This is a genomic window from Acidobacteriota bacterium, assembly GCA_040754075.1.
Classification (GTDB): Bacteria; Acidobacteriota; Blastocatellia; order UBA7656; family UBA7656; genus JBFMDH01.
In genome coordinates this window covers 400,845-418,532 of record JBFMDH010000001.1, presented here as the reverse complement: position 1 = coordinate 418,532, position 17,688 = coordinate 400,845, and the positions used below count along the sequence as shown (strand labels likewise).

At 49.6% G+C, this 17,688-nt stretch carries 17 protein-coding genes; 9 read left to right on the top strand and 8 right to left on the bottom strand.

Annotation, left to right across the window (positions count from 1 at the left end; translation table 11 throughout):
• The first annotated feature begins 99 nt into the window (after nucleotides 1–99).
• Both AB1757_01695 and AB1757_01690 read left to right on the top strand, forming a co-directional pair.
• On the top strand, nucleotides 100–747 hold the full coding sequence (locus AB1757_01695; protein ID MEW6125750.1) for a response regulator transcription factor: 648 nt from the start codon (nucleotides 100–102) through the stop codon (nucleotides 745–747).
• Between the two features lie 225 nt (nucleotides 748–972).
• Complete coding sequence (locus AB1757_01690; GenBank protein MEW6125749.1) at nucleotides 973–1,434, top strand: hypothetical protein; 462 nt, start codon at nucleotides 973–975, stop codon at nucleotides 1,432–1,434.
• Nucleotides 1,435–1,643: 209 nt separating this feature from the next.
• On the opposite strand, the gene AB1757_01685 is transcribed toward AB1757_01690, so the two are convergent.
• On the bottom strand, nucleotides 1,644–3,458 hold the full coding sequence (locus tag AB1757_01685; GenBank protein ID MEW6125748.1) for a long-chain fatty acid--CoA ligase: 1,815 nt from the start codon (nucleotides 3,456–3,458) through the stop codon (nucleotides 1,644–1,646).
• A 319-nt stretch (nucleotides 3,459–3,777) separates the two neighbouring features.
• Between AB1757_01685 and AB1757_01680 the strand changes: the two genes are divergently transcribed.
• From AB1757_01680 to AB1757_01660, 5 genes are all read left to right on the top strand, one after another.
• Complete coding sequence (locus AB1757_01680; GenBank protein ID MEW6125747.1) at nucleotides 3,778–4,464, top strand: ABC transporter ATP-binding protein; 687 nt, start codon at nucleotides 3,778–3,780, stop codon at nucleotides 4,462–4,464.
• 140 nt (nucleotides 4,465–4,604) lie between these two features.
• Nucleotides 4,605–7,406 (top strand): FtsX-like permease family protein, encoded by a 2,802-nt coding sequence (locus tag AB1757_01675; GenBank protein ID MEW6125746.1) that lies wholly within the window; start codon nucleotides 4,605–4,607, stop codon nucleotides 7,404–7,406.
• The gene (locus tag AB1757_01670) at nucleotides 7,403–8,635 is read left to right on the top strand and encodes a lipocalin-like domain-containing protein (protein ID MEW6125745.1); all 1,233 of its coding nucleotides are present in this window, start codon (nucleotides 7,403–7,405) and stop codon (nucleotides 8,633–8,635) included. The genes AB1757_01675 and AB1757_01670 overlap by 4 nt, the downstream gene beginning before the upstream one ends.
• A gap of 61 nt (nucleotides 8,636–8,696) precedes the next feature.
• A complete protein-coding gene (locus AB1757_01665) occupies nucleotides 8,697–9,194 on the top strand; it encodes a hypothetical protein (protein ID MEW6125744.1) in 498 nt (165 codons plus the stop codon).
• Between the two features lie 210 nt (nucleotides 9,195–9,404).
• Nucleotides 9,405–10,502: a tetratricopeptide repeat protein gene (locus AB1757_01660; protein MEW6125743.1), complete on the top strand. Its 1,098-nt coding sequence runs from the start codon at nucleotides 9,405–9,407 to the stop codon at nucleotides 10,500–10,502.
• A 1-nt stretch (nucleotide 10,503) separates the two neighbouring features.
• Here the strand turns inward: AB1757_01660 and AB1757_01655 are convergent, their stop codons facing one another.
• Both AB1757_01655 and AB1757_01650 read right to left on the bottom strand, forming a co-directional pair.
• Nucleotides 10,504–11,163: an alpha/beta fold hydrolase gene (locus AB1757_01655; protein ID MEW6125742.1), complete on the bottom strand. Its 660-nt coding sequence runs from the start codon at nucleotides 11,161–11,163 to the stop codon at nucleotides 10,504–10,506.
• A complete protein-coding gene (locus tag AB1757_01650) occupies nucleotides 11,160–11,294 on the bottom strand; it encodes a hypothetical protein (protein MEW6125741.1) in 135 nt (44 codons plus the stop codon). The genes AB1757_01655 and AB1757_01650 overlap by 4 nt, the downstream gene beginning before the upstream one ends.
• A 292-nt stretch (nucleotides 11,295–11,586) precedes the next feature.
• Between AB1757_01650 and AB1757_01645 the strand changes: the two genes are divergently transcribed.
• Together AB1757_01645 and AB1757_01640 are read left to right on the top strand one after the other, a co-directional pair.
• Complete coding sequence (locus tag AB1757_01645) at nucleotides 11,587–12,684, top strand: UDP-N-acetylmuramate dehydrogenase (protein ID MEW6125740.1); 1,098 nt, start codon at nucleotides 11,587–11,589, stop codon at nucleotides 12,682–12,684.
• Between the two features lie 46 nt (nucleotides 12,685–12,730).
• Nucleotides 12,731–13,243, top strand: a complete 513-nt coding sequence (locus tag AB1757_01640) for a DNA topology modulation protein (protein ID MEW6125739.1) — start codon at nucleotides 12,731–12,733, stop codon at nucleotides 13,241–13,243.
• Between the two features lie 215 nt (nucleotides 13,244–13,458).
• Here the strand turns inward: AB1757_01640 and bshA are convergent, their stop codons facing one another.
• From bshA to AB1757_01615, 5 genes are all read right to left on the bottom strand, one after another.
• On the bottom strand, nucleotides 13,459–14,619 hold the full coding sequence (gene bshA / locus AB1757_01635) for an N-acetyl-alpha-D-glucosaminyl L-malate synthase BshA (GenBank protein MEW6125738.1): 1,161 nt from the start codon (nucleotides 14,617–14,619) through the stop codon (nucleotides 13,459–13,461).
• Between the two features lie 60 nt (nucleotides 14,620–14,679).
• The gene (locus AB1757_01630) at nucleotides 14,680–15,051 is read right to left on the bottom strand and encodes a four helix bundle protein (protein ID MEW6125737.1); all 372 of its coding nucleotides are present in this window, start codon (nucleotides 15,049–15,051) and stop codon (nucleotides 14,680–14,682) included.
• A 102-nt stretch (nucleotides 15,052–15,153) separates the two neighbouring features.
• On the bottom strand, nucleotides 15,154–15,897 hold the full coding sequence (gene bshB1, locus AB1757_01625; GenBank protein ID MEW6125736.1) for a bacillithiol biosynthesis deacetylase BshB1: 744 nt from the start codon (nucleotides 15,895–15,897) through the stop codon (nucleotides 15,154–15,156).
• Nucleotides 15,898–16,060: 163 nt separating this feature from the next.
• The gene (locus AB1757_01620; protein ID MEW6125735.1) at nucleotides 16,061–16,981 is read right to left on the bottom strand and encodes a hypothetical protein; all 921 of its coding nucleotides are present in this window, start codon (nucleotides 16,979–16,981) and stop codon (nucleotides 16,061–16,063) included.
• Between the two features lie 103 nt (nucleotides 16,982–17,084).
• Nucleotides 17,085–17,684, bottom strand: a complete 600-nt coding sequence (locus AB1757_01615; GenBank protein MEW6125734.1) for a hypothetical protein — start codon at nucleotides 17,682–17,684, stop codon at nucleotides 17,085–17,087.
• Nucleotides 17,685–17,688 lie beyond the last annotated feature (4 nt).

The window sequence follows — 17,688 nt, the reverse complement described above, 5'->3', positions numbered from 1 at the left end:
AAAATATTTTATCCGACCTATCTAAACACACAGGTGACGAAGTCAGGATTTCGATATACACTGCAAACGATAACTCCTGAAAAGAGGAAAATCCGATTGTTGCCAAGCGAATCTGACATCAATGTCATACTCATCGAAGACCTGCGCGATGTGCGCGAAGGCTTGGCAATGTTAATCAACGGCTCGCCGGGACTTCGTTGTACGGCGTCCTTTCGCACCATGGAAGAGGCTTTGCGGTCGATTAAAAACAGTCCGCCCGATGTGGTGCTAACCGATATAGGACTTCCGGGTATGAGCGGCATTGAAGGCATTCGCATTTTGAAAAATCGCTTTGCCGATTTGCCCATCGTGGCGCTTACGGTTTATGACAATGACGAAAAGGTATTCGATGCGCTTTGCGCGGGGGCTTCGGGTTATTTGTTAAAAAATACGCCACCGGCACGCTTGCTGGAAAGTTTGAAAGAAGTGGCATCGGGTGGCGCGCCGATGTCACCCGATATTGCGCGGCGCGTCGTCAAACTGTTTCGCGAATTCCGGCCTCCTGAAAAAGCTTCGCATCAATTGACCCCGCAAGAGAGCGAATTATTAAAACTCATCATTGAAGGTCACAGTTATAAAACGGCTGCCGCAAAACTTAACATCAGCGTCAGCACCGTCTCTTTTCATCTGCAAAACATCTACAGCAAACTGCAAGTCCACTCGAAAACCGAAGCCGTCGCTAAGGCGCTTCGCAATAAGTTAGTTTAACCGACCTGTGTAAATACCCAGTTACATTGCCTGAAAAAATTTCCTAGTCTATGCGCGTTGGTGGCGCAATAGCTGAGCCATAAACCAACAGTTGGTGAGGCTTTGTTAAGTAATCAGGCGAGTGCCATCTCGCCCGATGGAGAAATAACTAGCGGCTATGACTTTGAGCGATTCAATAAAAATTTACCAAGTGGGTTGCACTAATAACCCAGAAGGAGATTTAGTATGGCATTTGTTGACCAAGATAACAGCGGCGACCGTTTCGTCAATGTAACCCATCGAGTCGGTAAGAGCGGCGATTGGGACGACCTTTTAACCGTCCAATTGATGCTTGAGTTCGTTTATACGAACGACAACAGATTAAAGAAAAGTAAGCCCATCAAAGGTCCCATCACAGTGACCGGCAGACCTGCACGCGATACGTCTATCCTGATTGCCCACTATCAGAAAATCGTTTTGAAACGCGCCAAACCCCAGGGGTTTATTGACAGAGCCGTCGGAAAGAACAAGGAGAAATCTACTATATGGGCATTAGATTCCCATATGAACCTGTTGCTCGCTGCGCTCCGTTCATCTGATACGGCAATCACCTACCTGAAAAAGAAAGCGCCGCTGCTTGCTTCATCACTGATAACCGTTCAAGAAGGTTTGGAAAGAGATTTTCCCATGGTTATTGCCACGCCTTAGCTTTATCAAGCTGTCCGGTGCGCGGAACCTGGCAGGCAATATTGACAGTCCAGATGGCAAGAACTATTGAGCAATTGCGGGGACAGCCCGGATTGTCTGCCACAAAAGGTTGGTGGCGAAAAGCACAGGTCAAAGTTGGAACCGGCATAACCCGGAATCAACCTTGATTAGTTGGACAGGACAAAAGCCCTTTATCCTTCCAGGCAGATTTATTCACTGCCCGTCGGGTAGAGCGTTTCGATAACATGTTGATATTTATCTTCGACAAAGCGGCGGCGCACTTTTAAAGTCGCCGTCAATTCGCCGCCATCAATGGTGAACTCTTTGGCAAGTAGCGCGATGCGTTTGACCTTTTCGTAATCCGCGAGTCCTCTGGTTAAACGGTTGACTTCCTGCTTCACTAAATCAACGATGCGCTTGTCTTCAATCAACGTTTCTTTGTTTTTGGTATCAATGCCCTGCTCTTTCGCCCAATCTTTCAGGCGTTCAAATTCAGGGACAATCAACGCTGCAACATATTTGCGTTTGTCGCCAATCACGATTGATTGTTCGATATATTCGCTTTGCGCAAACAGTCCTTCAATCATTTGCGGCGCGACGTATTTGCCCGCCGAAGTTTTAATCAAATCCTTTTTGCGGTCGGTGATGTAAAGAAATCCGTCTTTATCGAGTTTGCCGATGTCGCCGGTTTTAAACCAGCGTTGGCTCTCCGCGCCTTCAGTGAAAACGGCGGCGCTCTCTTCGGGTTTGTTGAAATAGCCTTGAAACACCAGGTCGCCGCGCGTCAGGATTTCGCCATCTTCGGCAATCTTCACTTCAACATTCGGCAACGGATGCCCGACCGAACCGATGCGATTATGCTTGAGCGAATTGACCGCAATGACCGGCGAGGTTTCCGTGAGTCCATAGCCCTGTAAAACCGGAACCCCCGCGCCGATAAAGACCTGCGCGATGTCCGGCGGCAATGCCGCACCGCCCGACACCAGTTGATGCATGCGTCCACCAAGCGCATCGCGCAATTTTTTGAAGACCAGTTTATCCGCGATTTTGCGTTTTAATGAAAGCGTGAGTGGCAGCGATTTATTTTCAGCCAGGTAGGGCGCAGAATCTTTGGCGATTGCCATCGCCCAGTCAAAGGTTTTCTTTTTGAAACCACCGGCATCGGCTGCCGTCTTTTGCATTCGCGCAAAGATTTTTTCCATCAATCGCGGCACCGTTGACATCAACGTCGGTCGCACTTCTTTGATGTCATTCGCCACCGTTTCAATCCCCCCTGCATAATTTATCTGTACCCCATAATACAAACACAGGTACAAAACCGTGCGCTCAAAAATATGCGAAAGCGGTAAAAATGACAGCATCACATCATCGTTTTTCAGGTTAAATAATTTTCCTGCGGTAATCGCATTGAAAACGATGTTGGTGTGCGTAAGCAATGCGCCTTTGGGTTCACCTGTGGTTCCCGAAGTATAAATAATCGAAGCCAGGTCTTTGCCCTGCACGTCAGTTGAAATGGCATCAAACAGTCCGGGCTTTTCTTGTCGGAGTTTTGCGCCAGCGGCTTCGACGCTTTCAACCGGAATGATGTGTTCGCCATCATCTATGGGTTGAAACGGCACAATGCGCAGGTCAGGAAATTTCTTTAAGGCTGCAGCGACGCGCTTCATCTGTTTCAAGTTCGAGATGAACATCAATTTGGGTTGCGATTCGCGGAGGATGTATTCGACTTGATGAACCGGTTGGGTCGGGTAAATCGGCACATTAATCGCGCCGGTTGATAAAATCGCATAATCGCTCATCGTCCACATCGGGCCGCTTTCGGCAAGCACCGCCACTCTATCCCATTTGCGAATGCCGAGGTCATAAAGACCAAGCGCCAGATCGCGAACCCGCTCGAACATCTCTTCGCCGGTTATGCCAATCCATTTTTTATCCTGTTTGTAACGAAGAACCGCTTTTTTCGATTGCGCTTTGGTCGCCTGTTTCAACAATTCAATCAGTGTCTTTGGCGTTGCATGTTCCATGGTGGTTTCTGCCTTGAGGTGATTTCTGAAGCGGCGGCTATTTTAATCTGACGCCGCCGAGATGTAAAACCTAAATACCGGAAAAACTTTCTCGTGAATATCCATTGCATTTCACCAGCCGATTCAACTACAAATCGCGCATTTACGATAGTCTTTTCAGATCACCGGGACATCCTTGTCGCGCCCGGTGTATGCACATCGATGGGCAATCAATCTCATTGCTAAAACAAACCATTCAGCCTGGTTTCTCACCTTGCCTTGCCTGTTGTCGTAACGGACGTAATACTTCGTTTTTAATTCAAAGCAGGTGAGAATCGACTTGGTTATTTTAACGGTCTCGAATATAGAAAAAATATATGAAGGGGCGCGCGGTGGAGTAGCGGCGCTGAAAGGCGTGAGTCTCACAGCCGAAGTCGGCGATTTTATCGCCTTGATGGGACCATCGGGTTGCGGTAAATCGACCTTGCTGCACATACTCGGCGGCATCGACCGCCCGACTCGCGGCACCGTGTCGCTTGATGGCATCCAACTCGATTCATTAAACGAAGAAGCGATGACCGCCATTCGCCGCAAAAAAATCGGCTTTGTCTTTCAATTCTTCAATCTGTTACCGACCTTGACCGTCCTGGAAAACATCGCCTTGCCATTGATGCTCGATGGCGCAAACGAAGGCGACGCCAACCGGCGCGCTCAAGAATTGCTCACCCGTGTCGGTATGGCGCAGCGCGCTACGCATTATCCCGCAGAATTATCGGGTGGCGAGATGCAGCGCGCGGCAATTGCCCGCGCCCTGATTGCCAATCCCCAAATTGTTCTGGCAGATGAACCGACCGGCAACCTCGACAGCAAAAACAGCGAACAGGTCATGCAATTGCTCGCGGAAATCAATCGCGACCTCAAGGTAACTTTTATTCTGGCAACGCATTCGGAAGAAGCCGCGCGCTTTGCTAAACGGGTAATTCGCCTGCGCGATGGATTGATTGAATCGGTGGTCGGTAATCGGTAGCCGGTAGCCGGTCATCAGAAACTGGCAGTCAGCGAAAGTGAAATTTATGAATCCCATCATAGAAAGAATTTTCGATTGATTAAAACCGACCACCGGCTACCGACCACTGGCTACCGACTACTGGCTACCGGCTACCGATTATGAAAGTCTACTTCAGCCTGTTTAAGCGGTTCATCATTCGCGCCCTCGCGCGTGAAAAATTGCGTTCGAGTTTTACGGCGCTCGGCATCAGCCTGGGTGTTGGCGTGATGATCGCCATTCGGCTTGCGAATATGAGCGCGCTTGATTCATTCAAAACCGCTACTCAGTCCATCGCCGGAGAAACTTCCATTCAAATCAGCGGCACCGCCGGCAGGTTCGATGAAACCCAATTGAACGAACTCGACTGGCTGCGCCAGTACGGCGACATCAGCCCGGTCATCGAAGGTTACGCGCTCGCTTCGACAAGGATTCAGGATTCAGAAACAGGAAGTCACGAGTCAGGAGTCAGGAGTCTGGAGTCACAAACAGGAAGTCAGAAGTCAGAAGTCAGAAGTCAGAATAGTAACAACCCGCTCATCACTGCTGAGGCATCATCCATTCCAACAACAGAAACTCAGTCCTCAACTTCCGGCATCGCGACTCCAGACGCCAGACTCCGGACTCCTGACTTCTCCGAATTTGTGCATATTCTTGGCGTAGATATTTTGCGTGATCGTTCGCTCAGGCGTTATCAATTACTCGACATCGGCGCGAATGAAACAGAGATTACCACCCGCGATTTTCTGTTTTTACTCACAGACGCGCAATCCATCATCATCACCGAAAAATTTGCCCGAAAACATCATTTAAAAATCGCCGACAAACTCCGGCTTACCATCGGTGATACGCAGCGCGAGTTTGTGATTCGCGGCATGCTGCGCGATGAAGGTCCCGCGAAGACGTTGGATGGCAATTTCATTTTGATGGATATTGCCGCCGCACAACTCGCATTTAATCGCCTGGGCTATCTTGACCGCGTTGACGTGAAATTGAAAAACAAGATAACGATTGAACAGGCGGAATCGGCAATTGCCGGTCGTTTGCCACAAGGTTTGCAGGTCACGCGACCGTCCGCAACCTACAATCAGATTGAAAAAATGATTGCCGCATTTCATTTCAATTTGAATGCGCTTGGTTCAATCGCGCTGTTTGTTGGATTGTTTTTAATCTACAACACGATTGCGATTTCGGTACTCGCGCGCCGCGAAGAGATTGGCACGCTGCGCGCCATCGGCGCCTCTCGCCGCGCGATTCTTGCGCTCTTTCTCGGTGAAGCCATTTTGCTTGCCATCGTTGGAACCATTATCGGTCTTGGCATCGGCAGGTTAATGGCGAATTTTGCGGTGCGCGCGACTGCCACTACGGTTGACACCTTTTATATCGCATCGGCGGCAACCGAATCCGCGGCGCACAACAGTTTGACCTGGATGGACGCGCTGTTGGCGTTCGTTATCGCTTTAGCCCTCGCGCTGGTTGCAGCATTGATGCCTGCAATGGAAGCCTCGCGGGTGCGCGTCGTTGAAGCCCTGCGCGGCGCAAAACGCCTGGCAGCAAGTTTCAATCCTTCGCCCAAAACCTTGATTATCGCGGCAATTTTATTCATCGCAGGTTTTGTATTCAGTCGTTTGGATGCCGTGAATGGGTTGCCGCTTTTCGGTTATCTGGCAGCCGTCTCATTAATGTTTGGCGGCGCATTCCTGGTGCCGCAAACTTTGCTGGCTGCCTGCAAATTCCTCGGACGAGGGATTGGCAAACTTTTTCGCAGGTTTGCCGTCGAAGCCAAACTTGCAAGCGCCAACCTGCGCGGGGCAATTCCGCGGGTCTCGATTTCCGTAGCCGCTTTGTCCGTAAGTCTCGCGATGATGGTGGCGATTTCGATTATGATTGGCAGTTTCCGCGAAACCGTCACCTACTGGGTTGACCAATCGCTGGTCGCGGATATTTTCGCGCGCCCCATCATACGCAGTTCAACAACCGTTGACAGCGAAATCAATGACCAGGCGTTGGCAATGATAAAGGCAGACGCGGCGGTTGATGCAGTGCATGCTTACGCTTCGCAATCTTTAACCTATCAGGGCAATCTGATTTCACTGGGTTCAAGCGATTTTTCCATCTTTGCGCGACATGGGCGGTTGCTTTTCAAATCGCCTGCAAACGGGCGCGAACGAATGATTGATGCGGTGGGCAAAGATGAAATCATCGTTACCGAAAGTTTTGCCTTGAAGTTTAAAAAAGCGGTAGGTGACACGGTCGAACTCGCAACCAACCAGGGAACACAACAATTTAAAATCATCGGCATCTATTTCGACTATTCGAGCAATCGCGGAACCATCGCGATGGACAAACAAACCCACGATAAATATTTCACGCCGGTTCGTCCGGTGAGTCTGTCGATTTATTTAAAACCCGGTGAAGACACGGAAGCCGCGCGCGACCGTCTGGCGCAAACCGTTGGATTGCGATTTCAACTCATCATCACCACGAATGCAACGATTCGCAACGAAGTCATGCGAATTTTCAACAGCACCTTTGCAATCACTTATGCGCTGGAATTAATTGCCATTGTGGTTGCCGGGCTTGGCGTAATTTCAACGTTGATAACCTTGATTTTGGAGCGCCGGGCAGAGCTTGCGATGCTCACTTTCTTAGGTTCATCGCGTTCGCAAATTCGCCGCATGATTGTCATCGAAGCGTTGTTGATAGGAGTCGTAAGCGAAGCTATCGGCGCAATCATTGGCACATTAATGTCGCTGGTGTTGATTTACGTCATCAATGTGCAATCGTTCGGCTGGACGATTCAATTCAGTTTTCCATTACTGTTTTTGTTGCAATCGGCTGTCGCGATTTTACTGGTCACGGCAATCGCCGGTCTTTATCCGGCGGCGCGCGCCTCGCGGGTCGAGGTATTGAATTACGAATGATGAAAAAGCTTTTAACAATTTTAGGCGTTCCGGTTTTGTGCGTTGCGGGGTTTGCAGTCGCGCAAATCGGCAGTAGTAGACTGGCGAAATTTACCCGCCCGCTACCGCAGGCGGTACTGACAAACTATCCGGCTGCCAGCACCGACAGGGCTGACAAATTACCCACCTCAGAGCGCGCCAGTTTCAATGCTGATGGCTGGCGCGAAGCGAGCAGCAATTACAATTATTCATTTCCGCGTGACCACGCTTCACACTCGGATTACAAAATCGAGTGGTGGTATTACACAGGTAACCTCGAATCAAAAACCGGCAGACGTTTCGGTTATCAACTCACCTTTTTTAGAAGCGGCGTCGTTATGCAAACCGCAAATCCTTCGCGTTGGGCAGTGCGCGATTTGTACATGACGCATTTCTGTATTTCAGATATTGAGAATCAAAAGTTCTATTCATTCGAGCGGTTGAATCGCGCAGGCGTCGGCTGGGCTGGCGCAGACACAAACAGCTATCGCGTATGGAATGAAGACTGGCAGGCGCGACTTGATGGCAATACCCATGTGCTCGATGCTGAACGTGAAAATTACAAACTCGCGTTGCAACTTACGCCTGAAAAAACCGAAATCATCCACGGCGAAAATGCTATCAGTCAAAAAGGCGCGCAAGTTGGCAACGCTTCGCACTATGTATCGCTTACGCGAATGCGCACCACGGGGACGATTACGGTTGACGGTGAAACTTTTGACCTCACCGGTCTCAGTTGGATGGATCACGAATTCGGCACCAGTTTTCTGGAAGAAAATCAAATCGGTTGGGATTGGTTTTCGATTCAACTTGATGACCGGCGCGAACTGATGCTTTTTCAAATCCGCCGTAAAGACGGCTCGATTGACCAACATTCAAGCGGCACGTTGATTGACGCAGACGGGCGCGCGACCCGCATTGCCTTTGGCGAATTCACCTTGAAACCGACGGGCACAAATTGGTCGTCGCAGGTAAGTCAGGCAACCTACCCGACAGAATGGCTCATAGAAATTCCTAAACTGGAATTACGATTGACTGTGCGGGCGGCTTTTGGTAATCAGGAACTGCAAACCACCGAAAGCACCGGTGTCACTTATTGGGAAGGCAGCGTCAGTATTGAAGGCACGAGCCGGGCGCAGGTCGTCGGCGGGCGCGGGTATTTGGAAATGACCGGTTATGCCGGTCAAAATATGGGCGCGATTTTTCAATAGGGTTTGCAGAATATTGAAATTGGAATGTTCGCAAAGGCTTTGCGAATAAAAGGACATAAGGATGAAACAGTTTCTTCAAGGTTTTTTGATTATTGTATTCAGCCTGGCACTCACTTTTTCAACTTTTGCGCAACAAAACCGCAAGCCCGCCGCGCCGCCTGCGCTTACGGGCATCGCAAAAATTGTCGATTTGCTCAATAAATCCGGGTACAAATACGCCAAACTTCAGGAAGGCATCTGGCAGATTCAATTTGAAGGGCAAAACCTGAAAACTTTCACCGTCAATATCAGTTCCATCGGCGAATCGCTGTTTATGTTCGTTGACTTGGCGAGTCGTCAGGAATTAAGTCTCTCTCAGGAACTCACCACCAGATTATTGGAACTGAACGATCAGATGGATACGGTAAAATTCGCGCTTTCGGATAAATCGCTTTACGCGCGCATCGAAGCGCATGACCGTCTTGTTGATTTGCCGGAATTTAAATATATGATCGGGCAATTGTCCTCGGCGGTTGATGAAGCCTATCCACACATCAAACCGTTTCTAGCGGAAAAATAGAAAAAATCCGGGTGATTTTCGCTAACCTACGACCTCGCAAGCCCCTTACATTTTTTCGTTAATTACTCTCGACATTGCCCGCGTTACGGAATAAATTAAACTCGGAAGCAATCGTATTATCCCCGGATGTATTGGCAATGTAGGTTGCTCGCCCTCACCGAGATCAATCAACAACACAGTAAGAGGTTTCAGCCAGAATTTTTATTGCATATGGAAATTTTCGGCTTCATCAAAGGTCGTAAAGAAAAGAAGCTCTTGCAGGAAGCAATCGAGCTTGGCGACCGCCTATTTGAAAAAGACGAATATGAAGGCGCGATTCAACAGTTCACACAGGCTGCAAAACTTGCGCCCGATGACCCCTATGCTTTTCAAAAACTCGGCAAACTGTATACCTCCATCAACAATTATCAACAGGCTATCGAAGCTTACCGAAAAGTTTTGTCCTTGAGACCTGACGACCACGCTTCGCATAAAGGGCTTGGAGAAATCTACCTGCAAACCGGGCGTTATCAAGAAGCCATCGGCGCATATAAACGGGCAGTGGCGATTCAAAACGGTGACGGGCGTTTGTACCACGATATGGGCGTCGCTTACGAACATCTTGAACACGCCGAAGAAGCCATCGCGGCTTATGAAAAGTCCCAGGTTTATGGCATTCCTTCGCCGCAAATTCAATTTCAAATCGGCACACTTTATTACCGGCTCGAACGCCTTGAAAATGCTTTGCAGTCATTTCAGGAAGCCGTCAACATTCATCCCGATTTTGCCGAAGCCTATTACAAAATGGGCATCATCTACAGCAAAATGCAGGAGACCGAAAAAGCCATCGAAGCCTATGAAGACGCGATTGAACGCAATCCCGATTATTCGGAGGCATATTACAACCTGGGGGTGATTTATCATCGGCAGGGACATTTTGAAGAAGCCATCACGCTATACAGGCAGGCGATTCGCGCCAATGCCAATTTCACCGACGCGCATTACAATCTGGCGATTGCTTATACCAATTTGCTCTTTCACGAAGACGCAGTGCGTTCGTATAAAGAAGCCATTCGCATTGACCCTGATTTTGCCGATGCGTATTTGCAACTGGGCGTCACTTACCGAAAGCTCAGACGTTATAAAGATGCCATTGAATCCTGCAAGCAGGCGATTCGCATCAACCCGGAATTTCGCGATGCGCACTATAAACTCGGACAGATTCATTTACTGGTGGGCGACCACGCGGCAGCTTTGAATGAATATAAAATGCTGCAAAATCTCAATTCCCCGCTTGCCGAAAAACTCTTCAACGAAATTTACAGATAACTCACACGCTGATTAACCAACCGACAATTTCATCCATTGCCATTGAATAAATTTCCGCCTGCGGAATCGGATTTTTTTTCGGAACGCCAAAGGAATGGTCGCCTTTCGGGATAGGAAAAACGGTTGCCGCCGGTTTCAGTTTTTTCAGTACCGGCGCGAGTTCTGCGGGTGTGCCAAAGGCATCGCGTTCGCCCTGCACAAACAGCAGAGGTTTGCCGATGTTGGGAAGATGCGCCGCGCGCAACTGTTCAGGTTTACCGGGCGGATGTAAGGGGTAGCCGAGAAAGATGAGACCGCTCACCGGTTCAATCGATTGCGCCGCGACCTGCGAAGCGATGCGCCCACCCATTGATTTGCCGCCGATGAATAAGCGGTTGCCGGTTGATTTTTTCAACACCGCATCAATGACGGCTCGGTAACAGGCTTCGAGTTTATCGGGTCTATCGGGCGCTTTGCGTCCCATCTCGGTGTAGAGAAAATTAAATGTCACGGTATCGACGCCACGCGCCGCCAAGCCTTTGGCAAAAGTGACCATAAACTCGCTGTTTTGGTCAGCGCCCGCGCCGTGTCCCAAAAGCAAAGTGATGCCAAATTGATTTCGTCGATTGGCTTTGTAAGTGACGGCGGTGACGGATTCCGTGTCGCTCAGTTTAACCTTCATTGAGTTTCAGCAACCGGCTCAATCGTGAGGTACAAAATCAACCACACTAACACGACGAACAACACCAAGGTGAAAACCACGCCGATAATTTTATCTCTGGTATCTTTTTTTGCTGTCGTTTCTTCTGTCATAGCGGCGCAATAATATCTGGACTGAATGCGAATAGGCAATGTAGTCTGAATAAAAATCAGGGTTGGCGCGAGATGGCGTACAAAAATATGAGCGACTCGCTTGGTGAAGTTGAATCCCTTGTTTTTGAATTGAGTGAAAGACCTGGATATTGGCGAATCATCTGTCCGCATCCGCCGCATCCGAGGGGAAATCAATGTGCACAGCGAACCTGGTAGTTTTCCGTGAGCGCATTAAACTGACATTGCAGCAGCTATTAAAACCCGGAGCGAAAATTTGAATCAGGAAAAACCTTTGTCATTCGTTGAATCAAACATCCAACAAAATATTTCGCTTGCCCCTTTCACGACTTTAAAAATCGGCGGGGCGGCGCAGTATTTCATCGAAGCCAACACGACCGAAAATTTAATTGAGGCAGTGCGCTGGGCGGGCGCGAAAAATTTGCCGGTATTCGTCCTCGGCGGCGGCAGCAACATCGTGGTTGCCGATGCGGGCTTTCAAGGATTGGTGATTCATAATCGCATTCGCGGCATTGCATTTTCGCCAACCCCCACTGAGTTCGCCAATTCGCCTTCGCCTGAAACTTTGGTGACGGTTGGCGCGGGAGAAAACTGGAGCGCGTTTGTCGAGTTGGTCGTCGCCAAAAATCTAGCCGGAGTTGAATGTCTATCGGGTATCCCCGGCAATGTCGGCTCAACCCCGATTCAAAACGTCGGCGCTTACGGGCAGGATGTCAGCGAAACGATTGTTACGGTCGAAGCGTTTGATTTACAGACCAACGCGCTTGTTGAACTCAGCGCCGCAGACTGCGAATTCGGTTATCGCGCCAGCCGTTTCAAACATCGCGACCGCCATCGTTTCATGGTTACCAAAGTGACCTATAAATTATTGCATGGCGGCAAACCGCAGATTCATTATGCAGAGTTGAAAAAATTTATTGATGAACAGGGAATGCGCGAACCGAGTCTTGCGCAGGTGAGCCAGGCGGTTTACGAGATTCGCAAACGCAAAGCGATGGTGCTATCGGATGACCCCGATTCGCAAAGTGTGGGGTCATTCTTTGTAAATCCGGTTGTCAGCCAGGAGGCGCTTGCACAAATCCGCAAACGTGCTGAAAAATTTTTACAAGCGGGCGAGCAGATGCCCGCTTTTGCCGGCGCTGGTCGCGAAGTGAAGCTTTCAGCCGCGTGGTTAATCGAACGCGCAGGCATCCGGCGCGGTACAATTTTTGGCAACGTCGGCACCTCAAGCAAACACGCGCTTGCGATTATTAATCGCGGCGGCGGCACTGCCCGCGAAGTCATCGCATTTGCCGACCACATCAAATCCCGCGTCCTCGATAGCTTCGGCGTTGAACTCACGCCTGAACCGGTTTTCATCGGGTTTGAATAAGGGCGACCTTAGAACACAGCAAGAAATAATCACCGGTTAAGAAATCATGAACAAGATTTTGATTATTGGTTCGGGCGGGGCGGGCAAATCAACTTTTGCCAGGCAATTAAGCAAGATTCTCCAAATTGAAGTCATTCATCTGGATTCGCTGTATTGGCAAGCGGGATGGGTTGAAATGCCCAAGCCCGAATGGAAACGCTTACTTGCAGAATTGTTGATGCGCGACGCCTGGATTATGGATGGCAATTATTCAGGGACGCTTGAATTACGCATTGAGGCTTGCGACACCATCATCTTTTTGGATATTGCGCCGCTGATTTGTCTATGGCGGATTTTCAAACGCTGGGCGCGATACCGAAATCAGCGTCGCCCGGATATGGCTGAAGGCTGCCTGGAAAAGCTCAGTTTTGAATTTATCGTTTGGATATTGAATTACCGGAATCGAACCCGCCCGAAAGTTATCAAGGTGCTTCAAGAGAAGGCAGTTGACAAAAATGTATTGTGGTTGCGCTCCACCAGAGAGGTAGAAAAATTTCTCGAAGGCGCAAAACAGGCTTAACCTTTCTTCAACCGTCAGCGGAACTCGCCGATGATCGAGTTTAGAGCCGTTTGCAATACGATTTACTGAGGTTGAACAAGCGAGCTTTGACCGCGTCGTCAGGCAGTCGCGGTCAAAGCTCGCTCTCTCAACAGAGGCTGAGTAAACTCTTTTGCAAATTGCTCTAAGCAGATTTTACCTGCTCACGCTCTATTCAGAATTTAAACCACCAGCGATTATGCATGTTCGCGCACCAGTTTTTCATAAAGCGCTTCGTATTGCGGGATGATTTTATCGGTGGTGAACTCGGAAACCGCAAGGTCGTGACCGCGTCGTCCTAAGCGCTCCTGCAAGGCTTGGTCATTTAAAATTTTCAAAGCGGCTTCTGCCATTCCCTGAATATCGCCGACCTCGAACATAAAGCCGGTTTCGTTTTCGACAACCACTTCGGGAATGCCGCCAACGCGCGTGGCAATCACCGGCACTTCGCAAGCCATTGCTTCCAGCGCCACCAATCCAAATGATTCCGTGAGACTTGGCAGCAATAACAAATCGGCAATCGACAAGTAATCGCGAATCACCGATTGCGGTTGTTTGCCGGCAAAAATCACGCATTCGCTGATGCCCAAACTATCGGCTAACGCTTCGGCATCATCACGCTCAGGACCATCGCCGCACATCACCAGTTTGACTCCAAAGCGGCTACCAGAGCCGTTTTCAAGTTCACGCATACGCGCCAGCACTTCTATACAATCACCGATGCGTTTCACCGGTCTAAAGGTCGAAATATGTAAAATGATTTTTTCGCCCTTCGGCGCAATCTGTTTTTTTAACGCTTCGTGCGGCTCGCGATGGTAATAATCAGCGTCAATAAAATTGTAAATCACCTGAATATCGCACCCCATACAAAAGGTCTCCCAGGTCGCCGCGCGCAAATATTTTGAAATCGCCGTAACCCCGTCCGATTGCTCGATGCCAAATTGCGTGATGGACAGAAACGACGGGTCGCGTCCGACAAGGGTAATGTCTGTGCCATGCAAAGTGGTCACCGTCGGCAGGTAACGTTCGGGTTTTAACATCTCTCGCGCCAGGTAGGCGCTAATCGAATGCGGAATCGCATAATGCATGTGCAGCACATCGAGTTTTTCCTGAACCGCCACCTCTTTCAATTTCGAGGCAAGCGCATCGGTGTACGGCGGATATTCAAACAGCGGATAGGTGAACATATCCACCGGATGAAACTGCACGCCTTCGCGTTCTTCGTTGCCAAGTCGCATGGGCGGCGCGTAGCTGACGAAATGCACCGAATGACCGCGCTTGGCGAGTTCAACTCCGAGTTCCGCGCCAACGATGCCGCTGCCGCCGTATGATGGGTAGCAAGTAATACCGATTTTCATAAAAGTCTGGAGTCGAGAGTCGAGAGTCTGGAGTCTGTCCTTTCAAAATTTATTTCCGAATTAAGGTTTAGGCTTTCTCAGATGTTGAGCCAATGCGAGTGTCATGCGTGAAGTTTCATCAAGTGAACGATAAAGCATTGAGAAATCTTTTTGCTCAATGTATCGCAGGTCTAGGGCAATATATAAATGTGATTGCACTTCGGCAATCGAGCCATGAGACATGCTTAAAAAATAGGAAAACTCTTTATCGGAATGCCTGCCAAACCCTTCAGCGATGTTTGCCATAATTGAAACCGCTGCGCGGCGAATTTGATCGCGCAAACCAAAGTCTCTTGCAAAGCGGTCGTTAGCGGTCAACTCATAAATCGTTCGCGTAACTTCGCGGGCTTTCTGCCAGGCTTTAATGTCTTCAAATTTCGTGAACGTAGCCATGCATTTTCTCCTGCTTTGTTCCCCCGCTTTACACTTTAAGGTTAATCGAATGTATGCCGGTGATCCTGAGACTCAGGACTCCAGACTCCAGACTCTCGACTTTCATGAGTACATGCTCATCTTTCGGGTGAGTAAATCGACCGGGTCGTGGACGTTCAGGGCTTCGCGTACGACGAAACCTTCGGCTTGATCGCATCCAATGGTATAACCGAAAAAGAGGTCTTTTGATTCCAGCCGCTGAACAAATTTTTCATCGCTCAGATAGGTTTGCGGTTCTTTGCTGCTGGCGTCAAAGAGTTGCGAGCGATAGCAGCAAACCGCCTGCCGTTTCTGTTCGGCGTACTCGGAAATATCGACCATAAAAGTTGGCGTGATGGTGTGTGGAAACATGAAATGCGCTACGGTGTTCGGGCGATGGCGCAATTGATTTGAGGCGTCGTCATATTTGGCAAGCCCCGCCAGATGCGCCGCTTCACGGACAATCCGGCAGGTGTTGACGTGGTCGGGGTGCGGGTCTTCCCAGAAGTGGGTAAACATGATGCGCGGGCGATACCGGCGAATTTTTCTCACCATGCGGACGCGCGATTCATCATTTAAACAGACGTGCGCGTCCGGGAGTTCGAGATTATCACGAATGGCGAGGTTTAAAACTTTGGCGGCGGCTTCGGCTTCCTGAGCGCGAATTTCGGGAGTGCCGCGGGTTCCGGTTTCGCCGCGTGTCATATCGAGTATGCCAACGCGGTAGCCCATTGCTGCGAGTTTCGCAAGCGTTCCCCCGCATCCGAGTTCGACATCATCAGGGTGTGCGCCTACAGCTAAAACATCGAGGTGTAATTGATCATTCATCACTGGAGATTTTAACCGATGCGCGAAGCTTTTCACACTCGGGCAGACGCGATTAGCGGCTGAGGGTCAGAATGAGCCGTTGAAGTTTTACCGGTGTCCCTTTGGGTTTGCAATTTTGCCAATTTCACTCGGTGGCTCGACGGGGCGCTAACCATTATCAAAGCTACCGCACCGATTGCGGCGAAGTGTGTGACAGCGAAATTTTCCAATCCCGAAGTGATGTGTTGGTGTGCATTCCGATACGTTTCACCCAAGGCTCGGCGTTGACTTCTTCAAATTTGGTGCCGAGTCCCATGATGTTTTCAGCAAGCCCTTGCGAATCGAATCGCCCGTAACAGACTGGCGAATTGGAACCGTTGCTCAAATGGCTGCTGACATTTCTAGCGCCGTTCTTGCGTAAAGCCACCGCAAAGACGCACTGAGGCGTGGATTTCAAAACCCCGACATGCCCCAAGCCAATGGCATGTCCGATTTCGTGGGCAATGGTGTAGTAATTTTCAATGGTGTGTTCGACTCCCCGGTCATCTGTGTAATGTGTGTCACGCGGTTTGATATCCAATGAATCATAATGACGATCCGAGGAGCGAAACGTCCCGCTGCCAAAATTTTTATTACCGGTCTGGCTGGCTAAGGCGGCAAGGTCAAGGTTGACCACTTCAATGGTGCGATGAGCATTTCCCGCCGCATTGGTCACCTCTACGGCTAAATGACACTTGATATTCGGGCGCACGGCGCGTCCGCCGTATTTGTCGTCCAGCAGAGAGAAATATTTCGGCGGAATCAACCAGAAGCGGTTGTTCCAAAGATAGCTCTGGCGGGTAAACTGACTGGTAAAACTGCTCCATTCCTGGGGCGTCCATTCTTTAATCGGGAAACTGCGATTATTGAAATCGCGCTGTGTTGTTTGTCCGGTAACCGGTTTCAAAAAGACGCGCAAATGCAAAGCTAAAAAGTGATTTTGTGTCGGGTGGATATTGCGCGATAAAACCGAATCGAATAATTTGCCCTTGTATCGTTCTTCAAAAACGCACCCGCGTTGCGGACTGTGTGTCCAGGTTTCAGCGTCCAGCCAGTTAATCGCCATCTTCCGTCACCTCCGATTCATCTCTACAACCTTAGTGACAAAATCTGTAAAAACATGCCGAATATTTTTTATAAAAAAATTGACTGGGCAATAAGCGATTGCCTCAATCCTGCAATTGTTTTTGTCTGCGAAACAATTTGACTGCCGCCTGCCAACGCCTGCGCAAAAAACTGCGGCGTTTGCCCATCCAGGCTTTCAAAACCAGGCGCAAAGCCGCCAGTTTGCGATGCGTGAACCGATAAAGAACGGTCGCTTTGATGGCACCATAGATACGATGTTTGAAAGCGATGAACCAATCGTGCAGGCGGGCAAACCATTTGATGCGCATCAACTTAGGTTTGGTGAGCGTAAAGATGCGCGCTACCAGCGCCGTGCCTGCGAACTTCGCGCCGATGACAGTTGCCATGCCGAGCGTCGCCTGTCCATGCGAAATAAAATAGAGCGCCAGCAGTTTAATCGGGAACAGCAAAAGGGAGGGTGCGGCAAACATGAAAAGCGCCGCGTAAGGCGGCAGTTTCAAAATCAGATTTTCAATCTGGTGAAAAATCGGCAACCGCCCGATAGCCGCAGCCAAACGCGCCAGATCGTCCCATAACCAGTCTTCAAGCAGAATGAATATTGCCGCTATAAAAACCAGCGGCGCGGTGAGCAGTCGCTTCAAAAAGCGCAACAACCGATTGCGTTTTGGATTTGGTTGAACCATATTA

Coding starts and splice junctions, on each gene's coding strand:
- bshA (MEW6125738.1), bottom strand. CDS start 14,619: ATGAAAATCGGTATTACTTGCTACCCATCATACGGCGGCAGCGGCATC.
- AB1757_01650 (MEW6125741.1), bottom strand. CDS start 11,294: ATGACAGAAGAAACGACAGCAAAAAAAGATACCAGAGATAAAATTATC.
- bshB1 (MEW6125736.1), bottom strand. CDS start 15,897: ATGAATGATCAATTACACCTCGATGTTTTAGCTGTAGGCGCACACCCT.
- AB1757_01690 (MEW6125749.1), top strand. CDS start 973: ATGGCATTTGTTGACCAAGATAACAGCGGCGACCGTTTCGTCAATGTA.
- AB1757_01640 (MEW6125739.1), top strand. CDS start 12,731: ATGAACAAGATTTTGATTATTGGTTCGGGCGGGGCGGGCAAATCAACT.
- AB1757_01655 (MEW6125742.1), bottom strand. CDS start 11,163: ATGAAGGTTAAACTGAGCGACACGGAATCCGTCACCGCCGTCACTTAC.
- AB1757_01685 (MEW6125748.1), bottom strand. CDS start 3,458: ATGGAACATGCAACGCCAAAGACACTGATTGAATTGTTGAAACAGGCG.
- AB1757_01670 (MEW6125745.1), top strand. CDS start 7,403: ATGATGAAAAAGCTTTTAACAATTTTAGGCGTTCCGGTTTTGTGCGTT.
- AB1757_01615 (MEW6125734.1), bottom strand. CDS start 17,684: ATGGTTCAACCAAATCCAAAACGCAATCGGTTGTTGCGCTTTTTGAAG.
- AB1757_01675 (MEW6125746.1), top strand. CDS start 4,605: ATGAAAGTCTACTTCAGCCTGTTTAAGCGGTTCATCATTCGCGCCCTC.
- AB1757_01660 (MEW6125743.1), top strand. CDS start 9,405: ATGGAAATTTTCGGCTTCATCAAAGGTCGTAAAGAAAAGAAGCTCTTG.
- AB1757_01630 (MEW6125737.1), bottom strand. CDS start 15,051: ATGGCTACGTTCACGAAATTTGAAGACATTAAAGCCTGGCAGAAAGCC.
- AB1757_01665 (MEW6125744.1), top strand. CDS start 8,697: ATGAAACAGTTTCTTCAAGGTTTTTTGATTATTGTATTCAGCCTGGCA.
- AB1757_01620 (MEW6125735.1), bottom strand. CDS start 16,981: ATGGCGATTAACTGGCTGGACGCTGAAACCTGGACACACAGTCCGCAA.